8 protein-coding genes and 1 pseudogene are annotated in these 13,026 nt (G+C 44.4%); 4 read left to right on the forward strand and 5 right to left on the reverse strand.

The window, feature by feature from the left end; genetic code table 11:
* Positions 1–102: 102 nt before the first annotated feature.
* From HMPREF1534_RS01615 to HMPREF1534_RS01605, 3 genes and pseudogenes are all read left to right on the forward strand, one after another.
* Positions 103–936, forward strand: a pseudogene (locus tag HMPREF1534_RS01615) (discoidin domain-containing protein); the annotation flags it as partial.
* Between the two features lie 6 nt (positions 937–942).
* Positions 943–3,018, forward strand: a complete 2,076-nt coding sequence (locus HMPREF1534_RS01610) for a Sip1-related alpha-galactosidase (RefSeq protein WP_005944758.1) — start codon at positions 943–945, stop codon at positions 3,016–3,018.
* 18 nt (positions 3,019–3,036) lie between these two features.
* Positions 3,037–4,590: a sulfatase gene (locus HMPREF1534_RS01605; protein WP_005944760.1), complete on the forward strand. Its 1,554-nt coding sequence runs from the start codon at positions 3,037–3,039 to the stop codon at positions 4,588–4,590.
* A 100-nt stretch (positions 4,591–4,690) separates the two neighbouring features.
* Here HMPREF1534_RS01605 and rnc read toward each other — a convergent pair whose 3' ends face one another.
* Genes rnc through HMPREF1534_RS01590 form a run of 3 tightly spaced genes read right to left on the reverse strand, consistent with a single transcriptional unit; the run spans position 4,691 to position 7,128 of the window.
* Positions 4,691–5,605 (reverse strand): ribonuclease III, encoded by a 915-nt coding sequence (rnc, locus tag HMPREF1534_RS01600; protein ID WP_005944763.1) that lies wholly within the window; start codon positions 5,603–5,605, stop codon positions 4,691–4,693.
* 2 nt (positions 5,606–5,607) lie between these two features.
* On the reverse strand, positions 5,608–6,873 hold the full coding sequence (gene fabF / locus HMPREF1534_RS01595) for a beta-ketoacyl-ACP synthase II (RefSeq protein WP_005944765.1): 1,266 nt from the start codon (positions 6,871–6,873) through the stop codon (positions 5,608–5,610).
* An 18-nt stretch (positions 6,874–6,891) separates the two neighbouring features.
* Complete coding sequence (locus HMPREF1534_RS01590) at positions 6,892–7,128, reverse strand: acyl carrier protein (RefSeq protein WP_005944768.1); 237 nt, start codon at positions 7,126–7,128, stop codon at positions 6,892–6,894.
* Between the two features lie 152 nt (positions 7,129–7,280).
* Between HMPREF1534_RS01590 and purN the strand changes: the two genes are divergently transcribed.
* Positions 7,281–7,841 (forward strand): phosphoribosylglycinamide formyltransferase, encoded by a 561-nt coding sequence (gene purN, locus HMPREF1534_RS01585; protein ID WP_005944771.1) that lies wholly within the window; start codon positions 7,281–7,283, stop codon positions 7,839–7,841.
* A 201-nt stretch (positions 7,842–8,042) separates the two neighbouring features.
* On the opposite strand, the gene HMPREF1534_RS01580 is transcribed toward purN, so the two are convergent.
* Both HMPREF1534_RS01580 and HMPREF1534_RS01575 read right to left on the reverse strand, forming a co-directional pair.
* Entirely contained in the window at positions 8,043–10,322 is a 2,280-nt protein-coding gene (locus tag HMPREF1534_RS01580) for a glycosyl hydrolase family 95 catalytic domain-containing protein (RefSeq protein WP_005944773.1), read from the reverse strand.
* A 523-nt stretch (positions 10,323–10,845) separates the two neighbouring features.
* Entirely contained in the window at positions 10,846–12,999 is a 2,154-nt protein-coding gene (locus HMPREF1534_RS01575) for an alpha-N-acetylglucosaminidase (RefSeq protein WP_005944776.1), read from the reverse strand.
* Between the last annotated feature and the right edge of the window lie 27 nt (positions 13,000–13,026).

Raw genomic sequence — 13,026 nt, forward strand, 5'->3', positions numbered from 1 at the left:
TGGCTTCACGAATAATCGGAAGCACGACTGAAACCCTTGTAACTCAATTCTATCACTATTTCTTTCCGCATTTCACTTTTTTGTAGTAACTTTGTGTATTAACTTTGCACCCGCTATGGAGATTTATATATGATTTGGTTTGATGGCGGAGCCGATGACCCACGAGGTGACGGTCCTGATGTAGAACCCATCGTCAATAAATACCAGCCAGACTGCCTGTTCTACCACAACATAGACCGTGCTGATTTCCGCTGGGGAGGTTCAGAAACCGGCACAGTGGGATACCCCTGCTGGTCCACTTTCCCGGCCCCCTGTTCACATCATAAACGTATTGAAAGCCAAAAAGACCAAATAGCCTTATTAAAACAAGGTGACCCCGAAGGAAAATACTGGGTACCGGCTATGGCAGACAGCCCCCTGCGTGGTGCCAACGGCCGCCACGAATGGTTTTGGGAACCCGATGACGAGAATAATATCTATCCATTGACAACGTTGATGGATATGTACGAAAAATCAGTGGGCCGCAACGCTACGTTAATCATCGGGCTGACCCCAAATCCCGATGGGCTATTGCCGGCAGGTGACGAACAGCGTTTAAAAGAATGGGGAGAAGAAATAAACCGGCGCTTTGGTACACCATTGGCGGAAACCCAAGGCCGGAAGCAACGGCTTACGCTGAATCTGAATGAAAAACAACCGGTCAACTACTGCATCATCCAAGAAGACATTGCCAAAGGCGAAAGAATACGCCAATACAAGATAGAAGCGAAAGTCAACGGAAAATGGCAGACAGTGTGCTCCGGCGAGTCTGTGGGACATAAACGCATTGCGCACTTCGAACCGGTAGAAACCACCGCCTTGCGCCTCACCGTAACCCAATCCGTTGCCGTACCCGAAATCAGACATTTCAGTGCCTATAACATAACCTTCAAATAAAAAATCATGAGAGAATATAAAGCAATATTCATTTGTATCCTGATTTGCAATGTATTTGTTTGTCCGAAATCCTTCGGGCAAACAGATTACACATATGAAAAAGGAAAGTCATTCAAGAACACAAACGCTTTGTCAATGACAGATACGATTGATTTAACTTCCATTTCTTCTCCCATACCCTATAAGAAATCCATACCCGGACAAACCCAGACTATTGCCTGTCCGGTACGGTTACCCGGGTACGTCCGAGGTATTTTCTTCAGCCGAGACTCCCGTCCGGGAGATTTTGAATGGCCCAACAATACCAACCGGCTCCTACCTTGGGTGTTCAACGATTTAAAAGAATTAACCGACACCCGCTATCCGGGAATACCTTCCAATGCAGCCCCATCTACGTTGGGAGATGCATTACTGCTGGAACTGACAAACGGAGAATACTTGTTTGCCAAAGCTGTTGCCGGCCGTAACAGTTTAAGCTGGCTGCAAGTAAACGATAACGGCTCTGTCACCCTATATGTATCCACCTTAGGAAAAGACTATCTGAAACCGGAAGTCCCTCTTCTACTCATCCGACAAGGAAAAGATATTTATTCAACCATTCGGCAAGCCTATCAAGCACTGATGAAAAATACAGAAACCGCCGACTTAAAAAGCCGTACAGCCAAGGAATATTTCGAAGCTTTCCGCTATCTCGGTTGGTGTACATGGGAACATTATCATGATGACATAAACGAATCCAAGATAATAAACGATATGAAAACGATAGAGGCATCCGGTATTCCTATCCGGTATGTACTGATTGACGACGGTCATCTCGCCCACAAGAACAGGCAACTGACCGGTTTCATACCGGATAAACAACGTTTCCCGTCGGGATGGGAAAAAATCATGTCATACAAAAAAGAAAATAAAATCAAATGGATCGGACTGTGGTACAGCCTTTCGGGATACTGGATGGGATTATCCCCCGAAAACGGATTTCCACAAGTCGTCCGACAAGCCCTATACCCACACGCCGGCAGCCTTCTGCCAGGAACGGACAGCACCCGCATCCGTTCCTTCTATCGCTACTACGTCAGCACCTTAAAAGAACAAGGATTCGATTTTCTGAAAGTAGATAACCAAGCTTTTACGCTGCCACTCTACATGGGAGGGCATGAAAGTATCCGCCAGGCAACCGACTGTAACCGAAGCCTGGAAGCCGAGACCCACCGGCAAAATATGGGACTAATGAACTGTATGGCACAGAACGTCATCAATACCGACCATACGTCATACAGCAACAGCACCCGTGTCAGCATAGACTATAAGAAATATGATGAGAATATGGCAAAATCACATCTATTCCAGTCTTATACCAATACCCTGTTACTAGGACAAACCGTATGGCCCGACCATGATATGTTTCATTCCTGCGATACCGTTTGTGGCACTTTGATGGCACGTTCCAAGGCCATTTCCGGAGGTCCGGTCTACCTGTCGGACGCCCCCGGGGACTTTATCAAGGAAAACATCTTTCCCTTAATTGACGAACAAGGCAAACTATTCCGCCCCGAAGCTCCTGCCGTACCTATGCCGGAATCTATACTGACCAATCCATTATGGAGTGGAAAAGCATATCGAGTAGCAGCTCCCTCAGGCAACGGAGCAATGACATTAATCTGTTACAACCTGAATGTTTCCCCCCGACATCAGCAAGTCCAGGCCACTATAAAAAAAGAAGATTATTCTCTTCGGAACAGTTTTGAGAAAATGTCTGCCACCCTCGAAGAACGCGTGCTGCTTTATAATTGGGAATCACAAAAGGCAGAAGAACTATCAGACAGCAGTACATTCGAACTTATCGGATTTACAGACAAACTGTTTCATCTCTGCCCCATACGGAAAGGATGGGCAGTCATTGGCATACAGGAAAAATATCTGTCCCCGGCCACCGTCCAAACTATCTCTTTAACAGAGAACCGCTTGGTGCTGAACGTACTATGTACGGGTACACTAAAAGTATGGATAGAAAAAGCCGGCAAGCAAGAACTGAGAAGTATTTCCATAAATACCCCCCAAAAAATTGTAATTGAAAAATAACTTATAAAACCAGCCGATATGAATAAAAAACTACTTGTATCTTTCGTTCTCGCTTCCTTAACAGGAATCTCAACGCAAGCAAAAGAAAAAATGTCTTCAGAAACAACCCAACAACGTCCCAATATCATCTTATTTATGGTGGACGATATGGGATGGCAAGACACTTCATTACCTTTCTGGACACAGAAAACACATTATAATGAAGCCTACGAAACTCCCAATATGGAACGTTTGGCCCAAAAAGGCATGATGTTTACACAGGCTTATGCCTGCAACATCAGTTCGGCAACCCGATGCAGCCTGATCACAGGTGTCAACAACGCACGCCACAGGGTAACCAATTGGACACTTGAAAGAGACAAAACCACCGACCGCCAAAGTGAAACGGTTCAATTGCCGGATTGGAATTATAATGGGGTCAGTCAGGTAGAAGGCACTCCGAATACCTTTGTCGGAACCTCTTTTGTCGATTTATTAAGACAAAGCGGTTACCACACCATCCACTGTGGTAAAGCTCATTTCGGCTCCATCGATACCCCGGGCGAAAACCCTAACCATTGGGGATTCGAAGTCAACATTGCCGGACATGCCGCCGGAGGACTCGCCACTTATCTGAGTGAAAAGAACTATGGTCACAAACGAGACGGCCAACCTTACTCACTTATGGCTATTCCCGGACTGGAAAACTACTGGGGAACAGGCGTATTTGCAACAGAAGCTTTAACCCGTGAAGCAATCAAGGCACTGGATAAAGCGAAAAAATATAATCAGCCGTTCTACCTGTATATGTCACATTATGCCATTCATATACCCATAGACAAGGACATGCGTTTCTATCCCAAATATCTTAAGAAAGGATTAACCGAGAAAGAAGCCGCCTATGCCTCGCTCATTGAAGGAATGGATAAAAGCTTGGGAGACTTGATGGATTGGCTGGATAAGAATGATGAGGCAGACAATACAATTATTATCTTTATGAGCGACAACGGCGGACTGGCTTCTGAACCGGCATGGCGTGACGGTGAACTCCATACCCAAAACTATCCGTTAAACAGCGGGAAAGGCTCTTTATACGAAGGGGGTATCCGGGAGCCGATGATTGTCAAATGGCCAGGTGTAGTCAGTCCCGGCACCCGCTGTGACAAATATCTGATGATTGAAGATTTCTATCCTACCATCCTCGAAATGGCAGGAGTCCAAAATTATAGAACTGTACAACCGCTTGACGGAACCAGTTTCATGCCGCTGCTAAAAGGAACCGGAGACCCTTCCAAAGGACGTGCAATCGTATGGAATTTCCCGAATATATGGGGAAATAACGGTCCCGGCATCAACCTGAACTGCTCCATCCGAAAAGATGAATGGAAATTGGTCTATTATTATGAGACCGGAAAAAAGGAACTGTTTAATATCCCCGAAGATATCGGAGAAAAACATGATGTAGCCGCACAACACCCTGATATTGTTAAACGCTTATCCAAGGAATTGGGTACCTACTTACGCAATGTAGGAGGGCAACGCCCCGGCTTTAAAGCCACAAACAAACCCTGTCCATGGCCGGACGAAGTGTAAAGAATTGATTAAAAACTCTATAAGAGTCGGAATTATTTCATTTCAAAAGAAAACAGGAAGGGAAATAATTCCGACTTTTTGCGTATATTCAAATAAGCAATTATTTCACTTCCTTAAAAGCCATCTCCTCGGCTTCACTGATAATTTGTTCGTTGAGTTCAGAAATACCGATTTCTTCGGACACAGCACTGATTACAGTCTCTACAGCTTCTTCCCGGGGAAGCATAACCTCCTCCTGCGGTGCCTCGCGTACCGATTTAGCCGCCAGGACACTTTCCATGAAAGCACTGTCCTTTATCTTGCCCATAGCCTCATGAGCCGCCCTTTGTTGGGATTCCTTCTTTGAATAGCCGATTCCTCTTCCGGCCGGAATACCCTCAATCAGCACTTCACTCTCAAATGTCGGACTGAAACATTGATCATGTGACTGAGTAATCAGTTCAAATGTAAGCTCAACACGGTTTTTTTGACTCCACTCAATCAATTTAGATTTGAAATTAACCTCTTTTCGTGAAAGCTTTTCCAAATTAATATAAGGACCGATAATACGATGCTCCATAAAATGCTTACAAGCACGGTACCCCCTGTCCAAATAAATAGCTCCGACCAATGCTTCAAACGCATTGCCACACATATAGCTGTTGTGAGACGACTGACGTGCAGAATATTTAATCAACTTATCCAAACCGATTTCTATAGCCAATCGGTTCAAAGTCTCGCGTTGAACAATTTTAGAACGAGTGTTGGTGAGAAAACCTTCACGTTTTCCCTCAAACTTCTTATAAACAATATCTGCTACCACTGCATCTAAAATGGCATCTCCTAAAAACTCCAGACGTTCATTATTAAGCAAACGCCCCTGCTCAGACTTTATAGACGAAGATTTGTGAAGTAAAGCCTGTTCATAGATGCTGATATTCCTGGGATAAAAACCCAACATCTTATAAAAACGAAAATAAGACTCCTTATCCTTACGAAAAAGAAGTCTTATCCTATCTGTTATATTGCTAAACACGATTATTCAGCGTATTTTTTCACGATTACACATGCATTGTGACCACCAAAACCGAAAGTATTGCTCAACGCAGCATTTACGGTACGTTTTTGAGCTTTATTAAACGTAAAGTTCAACTCATAATCGATGTTTTCATCGTTATCACCTTCTGCGTGGTTAATCGTCGGCGGAACAATGTCATTCTTTACAGCCAATACGCTTGCAATAGCTTCTACTGCTCCGGCAGCACCCAGCAGGTGACCTGTCATTGACTTAGTAGAGCTGATATTCAGCTTATAAGCATGTTCTCCAAATACGTCTTTGATAGCTTTTGCTTCCGAAACGTCGCCTACAGGAGTAGAAGTTCCGTGAACATTGATATAATCAATGTCTTCGGGCTTCATTTCTGCATCTTCCAAAGCATTAAGCATCACTAATTTTGCTCCCAATCCTTCGGGATGAGAAGCTGTAAGATGGTGAGCATCAGCAGAAGCACCTACACCGGCAAGTTCTGCATAAATCTTAGCTCCACGTGCTTTGGCGTGTTCCAGTTCTTCCAAAATTAAACATCCTGCACCTTCACCCATGATAAAACCATCACGGCTTGCGCTAAATGGACGAGAGGCATGCTGAGGATCGTCATTGCGGGTAGAAAGAGCATGCATAGCATTAAAACCACCTACACCGGCCGGGAAGATGGCAGCTTCGGCACCACCGGCTACAATCACATTTGCTTTACCCAAACGGATATAGTTAAATGCGTCAGCGATAGCATTTGATGAAGATGCACATGCAGAGGTCGTTGTAAAGTTAGGTCCATGAAAACCATACATGATAGAAATCTGTCCGGATGCGATATCAGCAATCATTTTCGGAATGAAGAACGGGCTGAATTTCGGTCCGATAGTATCTTTTGTCTGAGCATAGCCCAACACTTCTTCTTCAAAAGTATGAATACCACCGATACCTACACCATATATTACTCCGATTTTATTCAGATCTTCTTTTTCGAGGTCCATTTCCGAGTCTGCAATTGCTTCTTTAGCGGCAACAATGGCATATTGTGTATACAAATCCATCTTGCGCACCTCTTTGCGGTCGATAAAATCGGCTCCGTTGAACCCTTTTACCTCACAAGCAAACTGTGTTTTGAATTTAGACGCATCGAAATGAGTAATAGGTCCTGCTCCGCTGACACCGTTCACAAGGTTTTCCCATGTTTCGGCAACAGTGTTACCCACCGGAGTAAGCGCACCAAGACCTGTTACTACAACTCTTTTTAATTCCATATTATAAAATAAGGATAATTACTTAGCGTTAGCTTCAATATAAGAAACAGCGTCACCAACAGTAGCAATCTTTTCAGCCTGATCATCAGGAATAGAAATACCGAATTCTTTTTCGAATTCCATGATCAATTCTACAGTATCCAATGAGTCTGCACCCAGATCATTAGTGAAGCTAGCTTCTGTAGTAACTTCTGATGCTTCTACACCCAATTTATCAACGATGATGTTTTTTACTCTTTCTGCAATTTCAGACATAACTTTCAAATTTTAGTTAATTAATCGAATAATTTTATTTTCTTTGCGGTTGCAAAGGAATAAATATTTCTTGGGCTGCGCAAATATTCAGGCAAATAAATGCAAATTTTTGCACATTTTTTTGTTTTATGTGCACCAAAACCAGTAAAGTTATGAAGAGAATCGCAATTTTAGCATCAGGGGAAGGAACAAATGCCGAGAATATTATCCGGTATTTTTCAGAGAGAAAAACGGCAAAAGTAGTGGTTGTCATAACCAATAAAGCACAAGCCGGCGTATTGAATCGAGCTGATAAACTGGGAATTCCTACCGAATTTATTCCGGCTCAGGATTTTACAGAGGGTAGAGCTTTGGAAGTACTGCACCGCTATCAAACAGATTTTATCGCCTTGGCAGGTTTCCTGCTAAGAGTACCCGATGATATTTTGCATGATTATCCGAATAAAATAGTAAATATTCATCCCGCTCTTCTTCCTAAGTTCGGCGGCAAAGGGATGTATGGCAACCGTGTGCATGAGGCTGTCATTGCCGCAGCGGAAAAAGAAAGCGGAATCACCATTCATTTCATCAATGGACATTACGACGAAGGGGATACCATATTTCAAGCTACATGTCCCGTCATGCCCGATGACACACCGGAAACTTTAGCTGCACGAGTGCATGCGTTGGAGTATGAGCACTTCCCGCAAGTGATTGAAAAAATACTCATGTAATCCGTGCCTATGCCAATCAATGGGGATGTGTCAAAACATTGCTAATGTTATCATTTTGCTAGTAGGGGCGAGGTTCGCTCGCCCGAAAACAGCTTGCTTTGTGTATTACTCCCAAGGTCGTGCCCGTTGGTTCGGGCAGGCAAACCCTGCCCCTACAGTTGACGATAGGTCGTTTTAGTTTTGACACACTCCCATGACAGGTTATTTTTTATCTTTCAGCTTCTTTCCAAAACAGTGAATGGAAGTGTTCTGAATAGGACGAATAATCAAATCAGGTGAAGTACCTTCGGGATAAACCAGCATCTCCTCGCCTTTCTGTAAATCAACTTGATACGTATGCTCACCCAACTGTTTCACTTCCAGATTACGTTTGCCTTTAAAGAAAGGCCGTGCGATATCCGTTACAAGGATACAAGGTTCTCCGGCCAAACTCTTCACCTGTATAAATTCCGTTTTCCCGGCTTTCCGATTGGCAGAGACCTTGAAAGCTCCTTCTGTCCGCAACCCGTCAAAAGCCACATCCTGCCACGCATCCGGTACGGCAGGGAAAACCCTTATCTTGCCTCCCCAACTCTGCAACAACATATCGTGTATAGACTGCGCACCCGACAATGGTGTTTCAATAACCGGTCCAGATTCTCTATATAATGTATTCACACTCAAAAAACGTCCAAACAGCTTATTCAAATAAGCCAATGCATCATTCCCTTTTCCCAGTGCAGATGAGATGGAAGAAGCTCCGGTCAATGAATAACCCTGATGAGCTCCTGTCTTCGATTGCCAGAAATGAAGAGATCTCTCAATAAGATCCACATCTTCAGGGTGTTCTTTGTTTAATGTATACAATGGATAAGCCGCCAGGAGATGCGAATAATGCCGGTGTGAAAACGCATAAGGCGTATTCCGCCCGATAAACAGCCCGTTTTCGTCCATCGGATAGGGAGTCAGCTCCTCCAATACGGTTTTCCATTTAGGAAGTAACGGATCGTCTATCTTCAATCTCTCTGCCGATTGTATCAAAGTCAGACATCCCCAGCGAAGCAGGGAAAGGTCGAAATTACAATCCTCTGCACTTCCATATTCGGGAGAATAAGTAGCAGGAAGATGCAGCTTCCCGTCCTCTTCCTTCTGCAAGAAATGCAGGTAATAATTTACTGCCCCCTTCAATAGCGGAAACAACTTATCGCGCAGAAGTGCATCATCCATCTTATGACGATAAATCAACCAAAGATTGTGACAAGCCCAAGTGAGCAGCCCCACTTCGGCCGTTTTACTCACTCCGGGAATACCGACCGGCTCTGTAGCGCAATAGAAGTTGCTGGTACGTCCCAGTCCCAAAGCGTCATGCCGATACGCTTCCGGGATATTCTTTCGCAACTGTTCCACATTATTATAAAGAGCATTCTCCAAAGAAGCAGCCAAATCCAGTCTGTCGGAAGCATTCAACGGCCAGTAAGTCAACTGCACATTCAGATTCCACCACGCATTCGGCCACGGTGTCTTGGTGAGCCACGGACCGGTGCAATCTATCAACGCTCTGTCGGCACGCGTCGCCGAAGCTAATTTATACATCTGTATCCAATAGAAATTCTCCTTCACACCTTCGGGTAATGTAAGGAAGCTGGCAGGATAATAAGCATTCCACCATTGACGATGCGTCTTCTGCAAATTCTTATATCCACACCGCAATGCATCCTCCAGCTCGTTCCGGCTGATTTCACGGGCATTGGATTCGGGATAAGAATGAGTAAGATTCACCCACAACACACGTTCTCCTTTTTTCACGGTTTCTTTCCATGCAACCGCCGTCTCGCCTCCCGCCTGAAGTTTCTGATAAGACATTCCTTCCTTTTCTGTTCCGGTTACTTCGGGAGCCGGATTAAGCGGATAATCTTCGGGCACTTTAATCCAATTGCCCTCTCCTTTGGCAAACAGATACCTCGGGCTCTCTGAAGGAGCCGGCACCCATTCCCAACGGAAATCTTTTTCCTCGCCTTCGGTAGTGGTCTTGGTGACGATAATCATCTTATCGCTATGCACGAAGCTATGTAAATGAATTTTTCCTTTTGTAGTGACAATGTCGGCAGTAGTCTCGGCATTCCATAAGTCCACCCGCATCTTTCCATCCAAAATCTCACCTTTCGGATGCAAAGCAAAATGTCCGGTCAGCAGACGTCCGATGCTGAACAAGTCGTTCTTGCCCTTCCGATGGTCGTGTACTGCACAGTTTCCTGTTTCCAACCGAATATAGTTCTGTCCCGGTTCCTTATAAATCATCAGCCCCAACATACCGTTACCCATATAGGCTGATTCATACCAATACTCAGGAAGTGTTTCCCACACCATGTCCTGTTTACTCATAAACTGTGGCCAGTCCACATCCAGTTTCACCGACGAAGCGGCAGTGCCTGTCATTACGCACAAAGACACCACACATACAGCAAGTATATGCCGCAAATAACATTTAATGATAGAATACATTGCTCTAATAGTTTATAAATGACGTATTTTATTCTTTTTCATAGACCTTTCGACAAAGGTACAGACATTTTCTTTATAAAACTCAAACAATGTTTCTTCTTTTTACAAGACTGATAAGATTTTCTCTCATTCGATTAGCAGTTCAAAGCAAAAACAATAAACGTGACCTTCCATACGTTCGGCCAGGATGAAATATACATTAGTCCGAATCAATGTGTTTCCCTAATGAAACAACCTGTTTCAACTGCATGAAACAGGTTGTTTAACCGTATGAAAAACATCATGCGAACGTACGCTATGGAAAGCGGAAAAGAAGGTGTCTGCACATACTTACATAGGAAAAAACATACAAATAATGCAACTTTGGACAAAAATAAGAGATATGCTCTCACCTTTGAAGGAATCTCTCACCCCTATCTCTCACCCTGAAACGCCCTGTACATTGTCGTTTCGAAATAAGGGTGAGAGCAGTGAGAGATAAAAATCAATTCTGCATAGGGAAAGAGAATATTATAATGATAACCTATTCGGTAATCTTGGCATATACTTCCTTGGCTACCTCTATCACATCGCCTTCGGCTTGAGAAGAATAAGGATTTGTCTGCTTTGTCCACGGTTCCTCAATGGCATAAAAATCTATTGCCTTCACCGGCGCACCATTCAGCTGTGCCTTTTGCCGGTCAATCCACACCTTCCAACGGTTATAATAGAAATCACGCAACAGACCGTTCCATTCTTTGTGTGCATAGTCGCGTAGTCCGCCTTCATCAGCTGCCACACGATTTCCCCATGTAGTAACCTGCACGCGTGCGTTCCATTCATACAAATCTTTTTCCTCGGGAGTCGTGCCCAAGTTGCGTGCTTTCTCAATCCATGTGCCTACCTTGAATTCAGGACGGGCAGCCAATAATTTATCCTGCAAAAGAATCAAATCGAGGAAACGTTGTGAAGAGGCTGCAAACAGTTCCTTTTCTCCTGCCTTATATGCATCTATCATAATGGGATAAACCAAACGCCCCTTTTCTGCCACTGCCTGACGGACAATATCTATCAAGTCATACTCAAAATTATTATTCCCCTTGAAACGGTCAGCTGCCGAAAGCATTATGCCTGCCGCACGGATAATATCTTCCGGTTTATAATAAGGTTCCATCTCGCTCCAGCTGGACACCTGATAAACATCGTAATCCGGACGTCCGCAGAAAACGGATTCATGTGTCCCCTGCTGGGTATTCTTTGCCGGACAGTTATAAATGGTGTTACTCAATAGCAGCCATGCATCCTGAACCGCTTTGTCGGCCTTGCCATAACGCGCCACTGTATAGTTTTTCAACCATTCATCTTTATCAAACCGGGCCGGACGCCAAGGTAGTTCACACAACAGCTCGAACATTACCGGATTATTTTCCGAACCTTCCATAGTCATACCCACTCCTTTCATTGTCTTGCCGAAAGAAGATGTTTTTGCCTTATAGAACTCATCGATGACATGCTTCATCTTTCCATGCAGACCTACATTGCCACCATAGTTCAGCAGCATACAGTAAAGCCAGTCATGCTTGCCGAAACCTTCCTTACGATACCAGGTAGACTCAGGATCACCCCATTGAGGACGGCTCTCGGCAAAAAGGTCGAGCACAATCAAATCTCCGGCAGGAAGATTTTCAATCATCTTTTGGCGAGGATTCGCCTGCCATGCCTGAGCCACCCAGACAGCTTTCGGATTTGCCTTTTTCATTGCTCCCCAAATGGCCTGGCCTGCAGCATTCAAATCGACACCTGCCACATTGCCTCCTTCGTGGAAGGGGTCCATGCTATAAAAATCGGCTTTGCCGTAAAGACGACTCATCTCCTTATAATAAAGGTCAGCAATTTCGTTGAAACGTGGGTCGGTGGGCTGCAAGAAAGCAGGACGCCGATAACCGCACCACAAGCCCGGATCGGAAACATTCAGCCCCAAACGCTCTTTGGCATTGTGAGGAACCATGCCAGAATAACCCGGCAATACCGGCCGGATGCCATATTCACGCATACGCTTCAAGATTTGTTTCTGTAAAGTTTCACGTTGTTTATACCAGCTATCGGGATTAGGACCGCCCCAACCTTCCAGGTTATTCATTAACCACCATCCCTGAAAAGCAGGACCGGCAATAAATTCATTGATTTCGTCTTTGGTATAGCCCAGTTTGGTCAATACATTATACCACACCACATCTGCACCTACCACTGCCAAAGGAAGATTGATGCCATGCAATGCCATCCAGTCAATTTCCTTCTCCCAACGATCCCAGTCCCAAAATGCCATGGTATAGGAATAGGTACAATAATTAAAGTCATAACGATACTTCAAATCCGTTTCATGACGTTCTTTCTGAGGCACGGCCGGAAGAACGGCAGGAAGTTGCGCCGTCATCCCATTCCACGAAAGTTGAATACCTGCATAGTATTTCAAGTACCAGTTCACTCCTGTGGCAATGCTCACATAATTATTGCCACGAATCACTACTTTATCACCTTTTTGGTCTAATTCAAAGAAATCGGTCGGTGACTTCACCTGCTCAATGACAAACTTGCGCGAAGCTCCTTTATCAATGCGTTCCAATAAGCCTTGTATGGGAGAAGCCGCTTTAACAACCACTGCCAGACAGAGCATGCAAATAAGACAAATCGTTCTCATGTTCATTTTATGATTTAGAAGTTAATA

Source organism: Phocaeicola massiliensis B84634 = Timone 84634 = DSM 17679 = JCM 13223 (assembly GCF_000382445.1).
In the GTDB taxonomy this organism is placed as follows: Bacteria; Bacteroidota; Bacteroidia; order Bacteroidales; family Bacteroidaceae; genus Phocaeicola; species Phocaeicola massiliensis.

Bases quoted from the DNA above. Each gene is read 5' to 3' on its own strand.
- HMPREF1534_RS01605 (WP_005944760.1), top strand. From the start codon at position 3,037: ATGAATAAAAAACTACTTGTATCTTTCGTTCTCGCTTCCTTAACAGGA.
- HMPREF1534_RS01590 (WP_005944768.1), bottom strand. From the start codon at position 7,128: ATGTCTGAAATTGCAGAAAGAGTAAAAAACATCATCGTTGATAAATTG.
- HMPREF1534_RS01580 (WP_005944773.1), bottom strand. From the start codon at position 10,322: ATGTATTCTATCATTAAATGTTATTTGCGGCATATACTTGCTGTATGT.
- HMPREF1534_RS01610 (WP_005944758.1), top strand. From the start codon at position 943: ATGAGAGAATATAAAGCAATATTCATTTGTATCCTGATTTGCAATGTA.
- HMPREF1534_RS01575 (WP_005944776.1), bottom strand. From the start codon at position 12,999: ATGAGAACGATTTGTCTTATTTGCATGCTCTGTCTGGCAGTGGTTGTT.
- purN (WP_005944771.1), top strand. From the start codon at position 7,281: ATGAAGAGAATCGCAATTTTAGCATCAGGGGAAGGAACAAATGCCGAG.
- fabF (WP_005944765.1), bottom strand. From the start codon at position 6,873: ATGGAATTAAAAAGAGTTGTAGTAACAGGTCTTGGTGCGCTTACTCCG.